Source organism: Marinobacter sp., from assembly GCF_040882185.1.
GTDB lineage: Bacteria > Pseudomonadota > Gammaproteobacteria > Pseudomonadales > Oleiphilaceae > Marinobacter.
This window is the reverse complement of sequence record NZ_JBBEBW010000036.1, coordinates 1-15,872: the sequence shown is the minus strand read 5'-3', so window position 1 is coordinate 15,872 and position 15,872 is coordinate 1. Positions and strand designations below refer to the sequence as shown.

Here is a 15,872-nt window from a genome sequence, read left to right as displayed (position 1 = left end):
TCTTTGAGGTCTGGTTGAAAGCTTATGAAGCAGGAATCTCCAATTAAAAGACGCATTTCCCGCCAGATTATGGTGGGTAATGTGCCCGTGGGCGGCGATGCACCGATTGCCGTTCAGAGTATGACCAACACCGACACCTGTGATGTCGATGCCACGGTCGGACAGATCAGCGATCTCGAGCACGCCGGAGCCGATATTGTCCGGGTCTCTGTCCCTAGCATGGATGCCGCAGAAGCGTTCGGGAAAATCCGTGCACGGGTCAACGTGCCATTGGTTGCGGACATTCACTTTGATCACAAGATCGCACTGAAAGTCGCGGAGCTTGGCGTGGACTGCCTCCGCATCAATCCCGGCAATATTGGGCGTGAAGACCGGGTCAGCGCAGTTATTTCGGCCGCTCGTGACAAGAACATCCCAATCCGGATCGGTGTGAATGCTGGCTCGCTGGAAAAAGAGTTGCAGCGGAAGTATGGCGAACCAACCTCGGAAGCCCTGGTTGAGTCTGCGATGCGGCACATTGATATTCTTGATCGGCACGACTTCCAGAATTTCAAAGTCAGCCTGAAAGCTTCGGAAGTTTTCATGACGGTGGCTGCCTACCGCCAGATCGCTACCCAGATTGATCAGCCCCTCCATCTTGGCATCACCGAAGCGGGTGGCTTTCGATCCGGTACGGTCAAGTCGTCTATTGGTCTTGGAATGCTCCTGATGGACGGTATTGGTGACACCATACGAGTGTCCCTGGCGGCCGATCCGGTTCAGGAAATCAAAGTCGGTTACGACATTCTCAAAAGTCTGCGCTTGCGGAGTCGCGGCATTAATTTTATCGCCTGCCCAAGCTGCTCAAGGCAAAATTTCGACGTGATTCAGACGATGAATGATCTGGAGGCGAGACTGGAGGATGTTCATGCGCCGCTGGACGTTGCCATCATTGGCTGCATCGTAAACGGGCCCGGTGAGGCAAAAGAAGCCGATGTTGGATTGACGGGGGGGAGTCCAAAAAACCTGTTTTACCTCGCGGGCCGTCCCAATCAGAAACTGAACAATGCGACTCTGACGGATGACCTTGAGCGGCTCATTCGTGAAGAACTCGCCCGTCGTAAAGAACAGGAAGACCAGATCATCGCGCGCTCGGAGACTTGATTTAGCCGGGACCCGAGTGGGCCCGGGGCATAATGGGTCCGCGTTCCAATTCAGCATGTATCAGCAGGGTAAAGGTTTAACGTTGGCAAAAATTCAGGCGATTCGGGGTATGAACGATATTCTCCCCGATCAGACTCCATTGTGGCAGTTCCTTGAAAATACGGTTCGCCAGGTACTGCGGTCTTATGGCTACCAGGAGATCCGTATGCCCATCGTGGAGCAGACGGAGCTTTTCAAGCGTTCCATCGGCGAGGTGACAGATATCGTCGAGAAGGAAATGTACACGTTTGAGGATCGCAATGGCGACAGCCTGACACTTCGCCCGGAGGGCACAGCTGGATGCGTTCGGGCTGGCGAGGAACATGGTCTGCTGTTCAATCAGACCCAGCGGCTGTGGTACACCGGCCCTATGTTCCGGCACGAGCGCCCACAAAAAGGCCGCTATCGTCAGTTTCACCAGATTGGCGTTGAATGTTTCGGCATGAGCGGCCCTGATATTGACGCCGAGCTTCTAATCATGACAGCCCGCCTGTGGTCAGCTCTTGGGCTGCGCGCCCATACCCGTCTGGAAATTAATTCGATAGGCACCGCCGATGCTCGCAGGCGTTATCGTGAAGCGCTCGTTAACTACCTGAGTGAGTTCAGGAGTGAATTGGATGCGGACAGCCTTCGTCGGCTTGAGTCCAATCCGCTCCGAATTCTGGATAGCAAAAATCCGGAAACCCAACGGATCCTTGAGAACGCTCCGGTTCTGGAAGCGTTTCTTGATGAGGAGTCTGTCGTGCATTTTGCTCGCCTCAGGGCCTTGCTTGATGCGGCAAATGTGGTGTATGTCGTCAACCCGCGCCTCGTCCGCGGTCTTGATTACTATGGGAAAACCGTATTTGAATGGATTACGGATAGTCTTGGCGCCCAGGGAACTGTCTGCGCGGGCGGTCGTTACGATGGCTTGGTAGAGCAATTGGGTGGTAAATCCACATCGGCAGTTGGTTTTGCCATGGGGATTGAAAGGTTGGTGCTGCTGATGGAAACTCTCGGGCTGGTTCCTGAGCACGTTACTAACGATGCCGATGTCTATGTGATGGCTATGGGGGATGATGCAGTTGCCGCTGCCATGGCGCTGGGCGAGATCATCCGTTCTGATCTGCCTGAAAAGATAGTTGTGACCCATTGCGGGGGAGGAAGCTTTAAAAGCCAAATGAAAAAAGCTGATCGTAGTGGTGCCCGCGTAGCTATTATTTTGGGAGAGAACGAGCTCGCTTCGGGTACTGCCTCAATGAAACCATTGCGGTCGGACGAACCACAAACGGCAGTAGAACAGGCCCAGTTGCCCCGGGTACTGAACGAATTTTTCGGCAGCCGTTAACGGCCTGCTTTACAAAACCTAATATTCAGATTTTTCAGGAGTTATCATGGCTGAGATGCGTACTGACGAAGAGCAGGTCGAAGCGATCAAGGATTGGTGGAAAAGGAATGGCAGCTCGCTTCTGATCGGTATTGTCGCAGCGTTGGCCATTGTATTCGGGTGGCAGGCCTGGCAAGACCATCAAGCCGAAAAGCGCAGCGTTGCAGCCGCTCAGTTCAGCAAGCTGGTGAATTCATTGGGTGAGGGCAGCGACGAAGAACGCACTGAAACCGTCGGCTATCTCGCAAAAGAACTTCAGGAAAACTTCGAAGACAGTGCTTACGCCATTTATGCCACATTGATTCTGGCCCAGCAGCAGCTGATGGATCAAGCGGAGCCAGAAGCCGCAGAAGCCTCGTTGGAATGGGCTCATGCCCGTGTGGAAGGGGGCAGCGCCCTTGAACTGATTGTCAGAAGCCGGCTCGCGCAGGCCCAGTTCGCTGCTGGCAGGCATGACGAAGCTCTGGAAACATTAGATGGGGCGGGGGAGACCGGTGAATTCGCGGGAATTTACTCAGAATTACAAGGCGATATCCTGTTGGCAAAAGGTGATAGAGCGGCCGCTGAGGAAGCCTATCGCTCAGCACGGGAAGCATCTACCAGCGGCCAAAACGGCCTTCTGGAGCTCAAATTGTCTGATCTCGCGATTGGGGAGGACGTTTAATGCCTTTTGGCAAACACTCAGTCTTGCGCCTTCTTGTTTTTCTGGCATCATCGGCACTGATCGTTGGCTGCAGTACCAGCGAGCCTGTCGAACAGCCAGATCTGGTGCCGGAAATAGTGGAATCGGTGGAGTTTGATCAGATCTGGACAATGACTGTCGGCGACGGCCATGACGAGCAGCATCTGCACCTCGAGCCTCTCATTCAGGGCGATACTCTTTTTGCGGCTTCAGCGGATGGAATATTGGTATCCGTTAATCCCGAAAATGGTGCCGTCAATTGGCAACAGGAGTTGGGCCGGGAGATCATGGCCGGTGTAGGGGGAGATTTGGATCAACTGTATCTGGTCTCCCGAGACGCTAAACTGATTGCCTACGGTAAAGAAGAAGGTGAGACGCGCTGGGAAGTTCGCCTCCCCAATGAGTCTTTGGCCGCGCCGCAATCCAATGGCTCAATCGTGGTTGTCCAGACCATCGATGGAAAGGTTTTTGCCTTTGACATTGCCACTGGCGAAAAGCGCTGGCAATACGATGGCGTGGTGCCGGTACTTACTCTCAGAGCAACGGCTAAACCTTTGGTGGGGAGTGAGTTGACCCTTGTATCCTTTGCCAATGGCCAGCTTTTTGCCTTGTCCTCGGAGAACGGCCAACCTATCTGGCAATACACCGTAGGTGAGCCACAAGGCCGCACAGAACTTGAGCGTCTGGTAGATGTTGCCAGCCAGCCATTGGTTCTGGATACGGCCGTGTTGGTCACCGGGTATCAAGGCAAGCTTGCCGCAGTTGATCTGCGAAATGGTAACGAAATCTGGAGTCGTCGGACCTCCAGCCTGCAAACCCCGGCAATTGCGTATGGCAATATTTTCCTGTCCGAGTCTAATGGCGACGTTATCGCGCTGGAAGGTGCAACCCGAAGGGTTATCTGGAGTCAGGAAAAACTCTCATGGCGTCAGCCGACCCAACCGTTGGTGAGAGGTGACTATCTGCTGGTAGGTGATTTTGAAGGCTACATCCATGCGCTTTCGTTATTGGATGGCTCACTTCAGGGTCAGCTGGAGTTTGATGACGACGGGCTGAGGGTGCCTATGCAACCCTGGCAAGACGGGTTCATTGTATATAGTAACGGCGGCCTCCTTTCGCTGTTGGAACTTGAGCAGAAAGACTGAATATTCTCAGGCCGGGCGCACCGTCCGGCCTTGATGTCCCTTGGTAGTGGAACCCTATGACCCCTGTAATTGCCCTGGTTGGACGACCTAACGTCGGCAAATCAACGCTTTTCAATCAAATGACCCGATCTCGGGACGCGTTGGTGGCTGACTTTCCCGGGCTCACTCGTGATCGTAAGTACGGTGAAGGCAACTTTGAGGGCCAGCGGTTTATCGTTATTGATACTGGCGGGCTGACTGGTGACGAGCAGGGCCTGGACGCCGAAATGGCGAAGCAGTCAGTGTTGGCCATCGAAGAAGCGGATATTGTGCTGTTTCTGGTTGACGGTCGTTCCGGCCTCACTGCCGGTGATGAGTTGGTCGCTAACCAATTACGTCGTACGGGGAAACGGGCGCATTTGGTGGTCAATAAAACGGACGGTATGGATCCGGATATCGCCACCAGTGATTTTTTCAGTCTGGGTTTCGATTCGGTGTATCAGGTGGCGGCTTCCCACAACCGGGGCATTCGCTCCATGCTGGAAGACTTGCTGCCATCGGCTGAAGATATGGCGGAGCAAGACCGGGCGGAACTTTACCCTGGAATTCGTATAGGTATTGTAGGGCGCCCGAATGTTGGCAAATCCACACTGGTTAACCGAATGCTGGGCGAAGAGCGTGTTGTGGTCTATGACATGCCCGGAACCACCCGTGACAGTGTGTATATCCCCTATGAGCGCCATGGAGAGCAATATACGCTGATCGATACGGCAGGCGTGCGTCGACGTAAGAACGTTCACGAGACCGTTGAAAAATTTTCAATTATCAAGACCCTGAAAGCGATTGAAGATTCCCATGTGGTTATTCTGGTACTGGACGCCCGGGAAGGGCTGGTCGATCAGGATCTACACTTGATTGGATTTGTGCTGGAAGCTGGCCGGTCATTGGTTGTAGCGATCAATAAATGGGATGGCATGGATCCTGAGAATAAAGAAAAAGTGAAGGAGCAGGTCAAGCGTCGGCTGGAGTTCCTCGACTTTGCCGACAAGCATTATATTTCGGCGCTTCACGGCTCTAATGTTGGCGTCATGTACGACTCCATTGCCAGCTGTTATGAGTCGACGATGGCCAAATGGCCGACGAACAAACTCACGGTGATTCTCGAAGATGCGGTTTCTCAGCACCAACCTCCGATGGTTCACAACCACCGTATCAAACTGCGTTATGCTCACCAAGGTGGCTCAAATCCGCCAATCATTGTAGTACATGGAAACCAAACTGCTTCTTTACCAGGCGCTTATAAGCGTTATCTCGAAAATACTTTCAGGCGTGTGTTAAAAGTCCGGGGCGCCCCTATACGCTTTGAGTTCAAGTCGAGCGAAAACCCCTTTGCCAATCGGGTTAACCGCATGACTCCCCGACAGAAGGTCAAGCAGGAGAAGGATATCAAGCAGGGTAAACGACTCAAGAAGCCGAGAATGAAGAGCAAAAAGGCTCCTTAAATTTTGCCCCGGTGATTAGTGCGAACCCAGTTCTCGAATTCACTCTCCGGTGCCGGGCGGCTGTAGAAATAACCTTGAGCATAGTCACAGCCCTCCTTCTGCAGGAAGTGAGTCTGAGCCTCCTCTTCAACACCTTCTGCAATCACTTTCAGACCGAGACTGTGGGCCATGTTGATAATGGCTTTGACCAGGGAGGCGTCATCCTGCTCAGTCATAATGTCGCGGACAAAAGACTTATCAATTTTGAGCGTGTCAAAAGGGTAGCTTTTGAGGTAGCTCAGTGCTGAGAACCCGGTTCCAAAATCATCGACGGACAGCCGCACACCTTCCTGATCCAGTCGACGAAGGATGTCAGCCGTTTCAATGGTGTTGTCCAGGATAAGCCGCTCAGTTATTTCAAGTTCCAGCTGCCGCGGCTCGAGACCCGAATCCTGGATGGCGCTCATGACTGCTTCCACGAATCCGGGATCCCGGAACTGCCTTGGTGACACGTTGACTGCAATATTGAGTTTATTCCCGGTGGATTTTTCCCAGCGTACTGCGGCATTGCAGGCTTCAACCAGAACCCACTGTCCAATGGGAGTGATCAGGCCGGTCTCTTCTGCCAACGGAATAAACTTGTCTGGCATGACCATTCCCATGGCAGGGCTGTTCCAACGAATCAGTGCTTCCGCTCCGGTTAGCAGACCGCTGGCCGTTTCAACTATTGGTTGGTAATAGAGCTCAAACTCATTCAGTTCAAGAGCGCGACGCATGCGGGATTCAATTTGTAGGCGCTCGTGGGAGACCTCCTTCATCTCGGGAGCAAAGCGCTCATAAGCACTTTTGCCTTTGCTCTTGGCCTGATACATGGCGGCGTCGGCATGTTGGAGTAGGGTGCCACTGTTGTCGGAATCCGTTGGATAGATGGCGATACCGATGCTGGTGGTCACAAAGACTTCCTGACCGCCCACAAGATAAGGCGGCACAAAGGTATGAAGAATCCGGTCTGCAACCTGCTCGGTAGATTCCGGTCCGGCCAGCCCGGGCAGGATCACCAGGAACTCATCACCACCCAGGCGAGCGACGGTACTGGTACCTCGAAGACAGCTGGAGATTCGGCGTGCCGCTTCGATCAACAGGTTATCGCCGGCGTCATGGCCCATGGTGTCGTTGATGTGTTTGAAGTTATCCAGATCCAGGAACATTACCCCAACAAGGGTGTTCTCCCTCCGAGCCTGCGCAAGAGCGAGCTTCAGTCGGTCCAGCGCCAGCATGCGGTTCGGCAAACCGGTCAAGATATCGTAATTTGCCTGGCGGAGCAGTTGCTGTTCGTAGCGCTTACGAATACTGATGTCTTCACCCAGAATCAGATAGTGAGTGACTTTACTTTCCGAGTCCTTGATGGGCGTGACGACTACTTGCTCCCAAAAACGCTCGCCGCTTTTACGGATGCTGTTTACCTCCCCCTGCCAAACACCGACTCGCTGCACCTGCAGACGAATGTTTTGCCAGAGCTGTTTGTTCTCGCGCTGAGCAAACGCCTCGTCGGTAAGCATGCCAGGGTGTTTGCCTTTGATATCGACAGGTTGGTGGCCAGTCAATTGGGAGAATTTGTGATTTACAAATTCGATATGCCATTGCCGATCGCAAATCAGCACGGATGAGGGGCTTTGTTCGATGGCCAGGGACAACTTACGGATCTGGGCCGCATCGTCTTCCTGACGCGCAATGTCCTGATTCAACCGTTCACGCATGTGATTGATTGCATCGGTCACCTGGCCTAACTCATCCCGACGATTGGTGGGCGTATTCGCTCGATCAAGTTTCAATGGTTCGTCGAGGCTGTCCAGTGAAAAATGGCGTGCATAGTTTGCCATGGCAGAGAGGTGGCGGGTCACGAAGTACTGGAATATCCAGACGATAAGTATGGAAATAAAGAAAGTCTTGAAGAACTGGGTTGTCAAAATGATAAATACTTTGCGACGCATGTTGGTATAGATTTCCTCCATGCTCGCAGTGATTGTCAGTTCACCGAGATCATAGCGGGCGTCTCCCTCATGGGAGAGTATGAAGGTTCGCTCTTTGGTGGCAACTTCCCGTGGTTTTTCACCCATCACCAGTTCGGAGTCTGGAAGAATTCGCAATCGGAGGTGGATAATGTCTGGCAGGCTGAGAATGCCTTCCATTTGAACCTGGAGGAGTTTTTGGTCAAGCGCCCACAAGCTTCGGGACAGGCTGCTGGCGTAACTTGTCTCAATAACCAACATGCGTTCGTCAATGAGTGAGACGTCTTTTCGAAAGTCGGTGTAAATCTGGATGCCGGATGCCACCAGGGTAAATAGCGAACTGAATAAAAGGATATAAGCCAGTAGCCTGAATGACAGCGGCGAGCTGGAACGAAACTGTTGCAAGCGGTGTGACAGTTTTTGCATGCCGTTAATTTCAATCAGTCTGTTGCACCGGAGCAGGTGCGTGAATGGGTCTGTGTTGTCCTGTCAGATCATGCCGTCTTCTCTGGACGCACATATATACTCGCACGTCATATACCATTGAACTATAGCAGCACTTAATACTGTACGCTGTTTAACAAGCTGAAAAATTTGCAAAAAATGAGAAGGGAAGGCAACTAGTGAGGCAGGTTGAAGAGCCAGCTTATGACAATCAAGGTGAGATTTTGGAAAAGTGGCGTCCCCTAGGGGGTTCGAACCCCTGTTACCGCCGTGAAAGGGCGGTGTCCTAGGCCACTAGACGAAGGGGACGCATCGTTCGAAAACTTGCCTCGTCGAGGTGGCGCGTATATTAAGTAAGGCGCTTTGGGCTGTCAAACTTTTTATAGCAGATCAACCAACGGCGTCTTCTAAGGCCGGTTTAAGATCTGGGTAGTCGAATACAAAGCCTTCAGACGATAACCGGGAGGGCAAGGCGCGCTGACCCGTCAGTAGCAGGCGTGACATCTCACCGAGGGCTATGTTGAGCACCGGAGCTGGTGCCGGGAGCATGGCAGGGCGATGGAGGGCCTCAGCGAGGCTCTTTGTAAACTCGCGGTTAGTGACAGGGTTGGGGCTAACCACGTTGTATGGCCCCTGAGCTGAGCTCTTCTCGAGCATCCATGCCAGCGCATTGACTACGTCGTCCCTATGAACCCAAGGCATGTATTGATGGCCATTGCCCAGGCGGCCGCCGATTCCCAGTTTAAAAGGCAGCAGCATGCGTTGAAGAAATCCACCGCCGGGGCCAGCGACCACTCCGGTTCTGGAGAGACAAACGCGGACGCCGTCTGAGTTGAGTGCCTGAGCGGCCAGTTCCCAGTCCCGACATAATTGGTGCGTAAACTCATCCTGGGGCACCGTATCCTCGGTGACTGGTTCATCTCCCTGATTGCCATAAAAACCGACGGCAGAGCCAGACACCAGAACATCCGGACGCTGCTTCCAGGAACGAATGGCGTTGACTAGCTCGGAGGTCAGAGCTATACGGCTATCCCTCAACGCTTGCTTGCGTTCGAGTGACCAACGCTTGTCTGCAATACCCTCGCCGGCAAGATTGATCACTGCATCAAAGCCCTGGTGGTTTTTCACCTGATCCAGGGATTGAATGGCGGCAACCCGTCCACACAGGGCAAGAACATCCGGTGCCTTTTGCCTGCTTAGCACTGTGATACCGTATCCTTTGGACTGCAAAGCGGGACATAAACGTTGCCCAATGAAGCCTGTACCACCGGTTATCAGAATAGTCTTACTCATGGTGCCTCACTTGTCGGTTTGCCAGCCATATTCAGGGGCGGGATGAGTTGAGCGTCTGTTCGACTACCTCGCGGATTGCAAGCCCGAGCTGCGGATTCTCACCGATCGGTGGCGCTAAACTGATCTTTACCTTATGGGTTTTCTCCATAACACTGATCATTTCTGGAACATCTTTACGCAAATGCCTTCCAACGGCGAGAAACAACGGCATGATGGTAAAATTGTGACACCCTTGTTCGACGGCATTGGTAACAATAGACTCCATGGACGGTTCGGCAAGCTCCATGTAAGCGACCACGGAACCAGGGACAGCGGCAATGGTAGGCGCTGCCAGCTTTTCGAATGTTTCGCACCATTTCGGATCGCTACTGCCGTGTGCGAGTAAAATCACCATAGGTTGCTCGGACATGAAGCGTTCAACTCCTCAGTAAAGGGTGGGAGATATGAGTTTGGAGCCAAGATTCCGATAATTGTTCCTCGTAGCGTGAACTGAGTTACATGGGCTACATCGATATCCAGGCAGTGTAGCGCGTTTTTCACTACCGAAACCCGGAGGCTTACCTGATATGTTCGGATGGCAGGAAATTTTGGATTTCTGGTTTGGAGAACTGGATGAAATAGGGCTACCTGATGAGTTCCACCGCAATCGGTGGTTCCGAGCCAGTAAGTCCTTTGATCAGGAGATGCGTCGCCGATTTCTTTCCATGACCCTCATCGCCTCGGAAGGCGGGCTGGAACATTGGCGCAAAGAACCGGGCGGAACCCTGGCGGAACTTCTTTTGCTGGATCAGTTCACCAGGAACATATACAGGGGCAGTTCCCTGGCGTTCGGGAATGACAAGCTGGCGCTAAGAGTCTGTAAGCAGGCGATGGATAAATCACAGGACGTTAATCTTCCATCTGTTTACCGTGGCTTCTTCTATATGCCACTTCAACATTCTGAGCGGCTGGAAGACCACGAACTTGCCATTGAGCGCTACGAGCAGTTGGTGGCATCCTCAGAGGGCATTCTGAAAACCTTTCTGGAAAGCTTTCTTGAGTCTGCCCGTGATCACCAGGAGATCATCCACAGGTTCGGTCGCTTCCCGCATCGAAACCAGGCCTTGAAAAGAAGCTCTTCGACTCAGGAGCAAGCTTATCTGGCAGGAAACGGAAAGCGTTTTGGTCAGTAAATAACCGTTACGAAGGATGGTGTTCGCGGGCAGGGTTTATCATTGATGAAATGAGTGTTGCACCGGATAAATGGGCTACGTATAATCCGCTTCCGTTGTCCAGCTACACCACAGCCCGACAGCTGAAATTGCGGGAATAGCTCAGTGGTAGAGCACAACCTTGCCAAGGTTGGGGTCGCGAGTTCGAATCTCGTTTCCCGCTCCAGATTCCGAAAACCCAGCTCAAAACGGCTGGGTTTTTCCGTTAAAGGTTGGCGGTTCATCGCCCAACTCGAGATCGTTCTCGCGTATACTTGCCCGCACAGATTGGCGCGATAAAAACCCTTTGATGAGTGCGCGCTCCTGGCAGACCCAAAACCGGAATCTATAAGGCAGGTGAACCATGCAGGTTCAATCTCTGTATTACTACCCCGTAAAATCGCTTCCCGGCATCAACGTTGAACGTTTGGAACTCGATGATTTTGGCCCGGTGGGCGACCGGCGGTGGATGATTACCGACCAATTCGGGCAGTTTATCACTCAGCGCAACTATCCCGCTCTCGCGCGCGTCGGAATTTCGGTAGATGCAGGTGTGGTGTCAATAGAGGTTCCTGATCAGGGGCGTTTCAGGCTGATTGCCAGCGCAGAGGCTCATAACGTCATGGTCTGGAATGACTGGATTGAAGCCGAACGTGCGGAGGCAGGACCGGCGGAAGGTCTGAGTAACTATCTCGGTATCAAAGTTGACGTGGTCTATATGCCAGACCGGACTTTTCGTATCGTCGACCGCGTGTGGGTCAAAGAGCGGCGCCGTGTCGGTTTTGCCGACGGATTCCCTTTTCTTATTGTTAACCAGGCGTCGCTTGATGAGCTTAATACCCGCCTCGAAGACAGCATCGATATCCGACGGTTCCGCCCCAATATCGTAGTCACGGGAGCGGAGCCCTGGGCGGAGGATCACTGGGGGGTGCTGCTCATCGGCTCGGTCCGGTTCAGCCTGGTGAAACCTTGCTCCCGCTGTGTGTTAACGACAGTAGATCCCGATACGGGTACCAAAGCGGCCGATCAGCAGCCTCTTCGTACTCTTGGTAGCTATCGTCGGCAGCCCGGCGGAGTGATTTTTGGAATGAATGCAATACATGGCGGTGAAGGCCCGGTTGTTCTGGGTGATGCCGTATCGTTTGATGAATTTGGAGAAAAGCAATAATGCCTTTGTTGACCCTGGATGATCTGTCCCTTTCGTTTGGCCTGCAGCCGTTACTGGATCACGCATCCTTAACGATTGATCCTGGCGAACGGGTTTGTCTCCTGGGTCGGAATGGCGAAGGTAAGTCGACCCTGCTGAAAATCGTCAGCGGCGAGGTGGTGCCCGATGGCGGCAGGGTGAGGTTGGACGAGGGTGCAGTGCTTGCGGTTTTGCCGCAGAACCTTCCGGCTCAGGACCGGAGAACGGCGTATGAGGTTGTAGCGAGCGCGTTTCCGGAAACCGGCAGTCTGCTGGCAAAATTTCACGCGCTGTCGCAATCAGCAGACGAACACAGCCTTGATGAACTGATGAAGGTTCAGGAGCGGCTTGAAGCTCTGGACGGATGGCGCCTCGACCAGAAAGTGAATGCCATTCTGGCCCAGTACCGTATTGACCCGGATCAAACCCTGAACACTCTCTCCGGTGGCTGGCAGAGACGGGTATTGTTGGCGCGCGCGCTGGTAGGCGAACCCCACATTCTGCTTCTGGACGAGCCGACTAACCATCTGGATGTACCTGCGATAGCCTGGCTGGAAGAGGCATTAAGTCAGTTTCGTGGAGCCCTGCTTTTCGTCAGTCACGACCGGGCCTTCATTCGCCGTATGGCCACCAGGGTAGTGGAGCTCGATCGGGGGCATCTGATCAGCTTTGCGGCTACTTACGATCGTTATCTCGACCTGAAGGAAAAAGCGCTTGAGGAAGAAGATCGGCAGAATGCGCTTTTTGACAAGCGCCTGAAGCAGGAGGAAGTCTGGATAAGACAGGGCATCAAAGCACGACGAACCCGGAATATGGGTCGGGTGAGGGCGCTCAAGGCTATGCGCGAAGAGCGCCAGCAGCGGCGGGAACGTACGGGTACTGCAAGCTTTGCCGTCGAGGACGCTGCTCGATCCGGAAAGCTGGTGGTTGAGACGAAGGCTGCCGCCTTCGGTTATGACGCTGATACTTCGATCGTTTCCGGCCTGAATCTGACGGTAATGCGTGGCGACAAGATTGGCCTGATCGGTGAAAATGGCACTGGTAAAACCACCTTGGTGCGCCTGCTTCTTGGCGAACTGGAGCCCACAGCGGGCACTATTCGCCTCGGCACCAACCGGGAAGTGGCGTACTTCGATCAATTGCGGGCAGAGCTCGACCTTTCCCTGAACGCCCTGGACAACTTGGCCGAGGGGCGGGAGTTCATTGATATCAATGGCCAGAGCAAGCATGTCCTGGGCTATTTGCAGGAGTTTCTGTTCACCCCGGAACGCGCACGTTCCCCCGTAAGTGTGTTCTCTGGCGGGGAACGGGCTCGTTTGCTGTTGGCAAAGCTGTTCAGTAAACCCGCCAACATTCTGGTACTCGATGAGCCGACTAACGATCTGGATGTGGAGACCCTTGAACTACTGGAATCGCAGCTTGTCGAGTTTGCCGGCACCGTGGTGGTTATAAGTCACGACCGTGAATTCCTCGACAATGTGGTAACCGATACGCTCTTCCTGAATGGTACAGGGGAGGTAAAGCATTTTGTCGGTGGTTACAGTGACTGGCGTCGCCAGAACGGTCGCTTTCCTGCCGAAGAGAAAGCTGGCAAGCCCAGTGGCAAGGCATCCTCCGGAGTGGTATCAACAAAGAAGCAGGGCTCCAAACCCGTTGCTCCCAAAAATGAGAAGCAGGCCAAGCTCAGCTACAAGTTGAAACTGGAGTTGGAGCAGTTACCAGGCAAGATAGAGATATTGGAAGCAGAGCTTGAGACGCTGCGTGCGGAAGTCGCTGCACCCGAGTTTTACTCAAGGCCATCTGGAGAAGTGACTGCAGTGCTGGATCGGTTAGCTGAAGGCGAAGCACGGCTGGAACAAACAATCGAGCGATGGATGGCGCTGGAAGAACAGAACTCCTAACGACCCTGTTGAACTTTTTTCAATGGTTTCGAGCGTAAGCTCTGCTCTTGAAAGCCAGCTCCACAAACTTGAAACACGTATGCAGGGCGACGCTATTTAATCAGCGAATTCTAACGGCCAACACATCGCATATGGCTCCGTGAAGAACGCCATTTGCTGTAGAACCGAGAAGTAACTGGAAGCCCTTGCGTCCGTGGCTCCCAACAATTACAAGATTAACAGACAGTTCTTCGCACAATCGATGGATTTCAGATTCCGGTCTTCCCACCGTCACAATCAGGTTTGCTTCCGGCACGCCGTACTGTGTGCCATAGGATTGAAGCTGAGCTTTGGCTGCTTTGTCCAACTGCTCCTGCAGTTCAGTAAGGTCCATCGGGATGTCACCACCATAAGCGTAGCCGACGGGTTCCACCACGTGGACTAGTATCACTTCTGCACCGCTGGACTCTCTTATCGCCTTGGCTTTTTCCAGTACCTGCGGTGCCTCTTCTGTAAGATCGATCGCAACCAGAATTTTACCGTATACGGCCATGCGCACTCTCCTTGGTTCATTGATGACGAGTAGCGTATTTCATATTTAATTCTAGGCCAGTTTTGGTGTTTTTGCAGGGAGTTAATCAGAGGCCCCCAAGTTCACCGGAAAATGTCAGACGGTTTGTTGCAGCAATTCGATAGTTTCACGAAGTCCTTCGAGAATACCCTTTGAATACCGGTCAATAATAAAAGGAACGTTGTCGTCATTATAGTTAACGTAGGAACCTCTAATAAATTGCCATTTGGAGGACACCCCATCAATGGTCCTTTTCAGATCGCCATCGCTGGTACCGGCATTCAATATAACCATCAGGGCATCGAAATTCTTTGCCTGTGCATCCAGAGGCACTTCAGTGTCTGCTCCCTGAAATGTCTGTGCGACTGAAGAGTTGGACCTTGCGGAGTATTTTGACATCATCTGAGCCATCAGAACGGCTGCGGATCGCGCCGCCTCAATACGCTGGTCACTATCGGTCTGGGAACTCTCTTGAGCTCGCGTGTACAGTTTGGTCGAAATGTTGCTGAGCGCCTGGGCCTGGTTTGCCATTTCCGACATCAGTCGCATATCCGGGTAGCCTTGCTGCCTTACGTCGTTGATATTCTGTTTCATGAGCTCTTTGTATTTGTCGAATTCATCGCTTAATCCGACTAGCTGATCTTCTGAGAGTACCTCTGAATCATTCTCTTTAAGAGCATTCATCGCACTGTTGGCGCTATTCACGCTTTCAACGACTCCATTGAGGGTGACAGTGTCTCCGCTTGCACTGAACTGGTAATAGGCTGCCAGGCCGACAAAATTACTGATGCGAAAACTATGAAGGTCAGCGAGGATGGCCGACTCGTCAGCTCTGGTGCCAAAAGCGGCGAGCAGCAGGGCGACACCGACAAGCAGTGAACGGGTTCCGTTGCGAGCGTCTTTCATCGGATTGGGTCTCCGTTGGTGCAGTTTTATTATTGTATTCCCGTCAGTCCGACCGATGCGGTATCGCCTGCATTCTGATCATCATGGCGGGTGACTTTGTCTCTGGTCATGCCTTATTGGATGCCAGCCTGTTAGACTAAAGTTCGACGTTGAAGTTAAAGTAACTATGTCGCCCGATCAAGCAGTTTTCTGTTTTACGGGATGGTTTAAATTGTAAAGAAATTTTACGGATAGCCTTCAGAATGACTGTAGTTTCTGACAGTTATGCATTAACCCCCTGAATACCTATGGTTAATTTGCCAGATGTCGATGTTTGCAGGCACGCTGGTAACAGGGTTGGCTCGCTGAGCTTGTAAGAAACAAATTGACAAACGGACCGTTTTTTTTCATCGTGTGCCCTCTCGATTCAAACGACTGTATGAATTTTGAATCGAATGACCGGGCAATGACCGAAAATACTGCCCGAACGGATCACCGGCTGGATTCTTGCCGGTGGGCGCGAGCAGTTCCCAACACAGACTGGAGATCAGTTGATGATTTACGAAGGTAAAGCCATCA

At 52.7% G+C, this 15,872-nt stretch carries 13 protein-coding genes and 2 tRNA genes; 9 read left to right on the top strand and 6 right to left on the bottom strand.

The window, feature by feature from the left end; translation table 11 throughout:
* Window positions 1-24: 24 nt before the first annotated feature.
* The 5 genes from ispG (at window position 25) to der (ending at window position 5,856) form a co-directional block, all read left to right on the top strand.
* Complete coding sequence (ispG, locus tag WEB64_RS16825; protein ID WP_368057250.1) at window positions 25-1,143, top strand: flavodoxin-dependent (E)-4-hydroxy-3-methylbut-2-enyl-diphosphate synthase; 1,119 nt, start codon at window positions 25-27, stop codon at window positions 1,141-1,143.
* Between the two features lie 82 nt (window positions 1,144-1,225).
* Complete coding sequence (gene hisS, locus WEB64_RS16820; RefSeq protein WP_368057252.1) at window positions 1,226-2,509, top strand: histidine--tRNA ligase; 1,284 nt, start codon at window positions 1,226-1,228, stop codon at window positions 2,507-2,509.
* A 46-nt stretch (window positions 2,510-2,555) separates the two neighbouring features.
* Window positions 2,556-3,212, top strand: a complete 657-nt coding sequence (locus WEB64_RS16815) for a YfgM family protein (RefSeq protein WP_368057254.1) — start codon at window positions 2,556-2,558, stop codon at window positions 3,210-3,212.
* Window positions 3,212-4,375, top strand: a complete 1,164-nt coding sequence (gene bamB, locus WEB64_RS16810; RefSeq protein WP_368057256.1) for an outer membrane protein assembly factor BamB — start codon at window positions 3,212-3,214, stop codon at window positions 4,373-4,375. Before WEB64_RS16815 ends, bamB begins: the two co-directional genes overlap by 1 nt.
* A 56-nt stretch (window positions 4,376-4,431) precedes the next feature.
* The gene (gene der / locus WEB64_RS16805; RefSeq protein WP_368057258.1) at window positions 4,432-5,856 is read left to right on the top strand and encodes a ribosome biogenesis GTPase Der; all 1,425 of its coding nucleotides are present in this window, start codon (window positions 4,432-4,434) and stop codon (window positions 5,854-5,856) included.
* Here the strand turns inward: der and WEB64_RS16800 are convergent.
* The 4 genes from WEB64_RS16800 to WEB64_RS16785 form a co-directional block, all read right to left on the bottom strand.
* Window positions 5,853-8,270: an EAL domain-containing protein gene (locus tag WEB64_RS16800; protein ID WP_368057261.1), complete on the bottom strand. Its 2,418-nt coding sequence runs from the start codon at window positions 8,268-8,270 to the stop codon at window positions 5,853-5,855. The two genes, der and WEB64_RS16800, sit on opposite strands and share 4 nt — an antisense overlap.
* Before the next feature lie 251 nt (window positions 8,271-8,521).
* Window positions 8,522-8,597: transfer RNA gene (locus WEB64_RS16795), tRNA-Glu, on the bottom strand.
* A gap of 81 nt (window positions 8,598-8,678) precedes the next feature.
* Window positions 8,679-9,581, bottom strand: a complete 903-nt coding sequence (locus WEB64_RS16790) for a TIGR01777 family oxidoreductase (RefSeq protein ID WP_368057263.1) — start codon at window positions 9,579-9,581, stop codon at window positions 8,679-8,681.
* Between the two features lie 31 nt (window positions 9,582-9,612).
* On the bottom strand, window positions 9,613-9,990 hold the full coding sequence (locus WEB64_RS16785) for a sirohydrochlorin chelatase (RefSeq protein WP_368057265.1): 378 nt from the start codon (window positions 9,988-9,990) through the stop codon (window positions 9,613-9,615).
* Window positions 9,991-10,147: 157 nt separating this feature from the next.
* On the opposite strand from WEB64_RS16785, the gene WEB64_RS16780 reads away from it, so the two are divergent.
* The 4 genes from WEB64_RS16780 to WEB64_RS16765 all read left to right on the top strand — a co-directional run bounded on the left by WEB64_RS16780 (window position 10,148) and on the right by WEB64_RS16765 (window position 13,858).
* Window positions 10,148-10,753 carry a DUF924 family protein gene (locus WEB64_RS16780; RefSeq protein ID WP_368057267.1) on the top strand — a complete coding sequence of 202 codons (606 nt, stop codon included), beginning with the start codon at window positions 10,148-10,150 and terminating at the stop codon, window positions 10,751-10,753.
* 130 nt (window positions 10,754-10,883) lie between these two features.
* Window positions 10,884-10,958 (top strand) — tRNA-Gly (locus WEB64_RS16775).
* Window positions 10,959-11,135: 177 nt separating this feature from the next.
* Window positions 11,136-11,939, top strand: coding sequence for an MOSC domain-containing protein (locus WEB64_RS16770; protein ID WP_368057269.1), 804 nt, complete (start codon window positions 11,136-11,138; stop codon window positions 11,937-11,939).
* A complete protein-coding gene (locus WEB64_RS16765; protein ID WP_368057271.1) occupies window positions 11,939-13,858 on the top strand; it encodes an ATP-binding cassette domain-containing protein in 1,920 nt (639 codons plus the stop codon). The genes WEB64_RS16770 and WEB64_RS16765 overlap by 1 nt, the downstream gene beginning before the upstream one ends.
* A 100-nt stretch (window positions 13,859-13,958) precedes the next feature.
* Here WEB64_RS16765 and WEB64_RS16760 read toward each other — a convergent pair whose 3' ends face one another.
* Window positions 13,959-14,390: a universal stress protein gene (locus WEB64_RS16760; protein WP_368057273.1), complete on the bottom strand. Its 432-nt coding sequence runs from the start codon at window positions 14,388-14,390 to the stop codon at window positions 13,959-13,961.
* Window positions 14,391-14,504: 114 nt separating this feature from the next.
* Window positions 14,505-15,314 (bottom strand): hypothetical protein, encoded by an 810-nt coding sequence (locus tag WEB64_RS16755; RefSeq protein ID WP_368057275.1) that lies wholly within the window; start codon window positions 15,312-15,314, stop codon window positions 14,505-14,507.
* Window positions 15,315-15,872 lie beyond the last annotated feature (558 nt).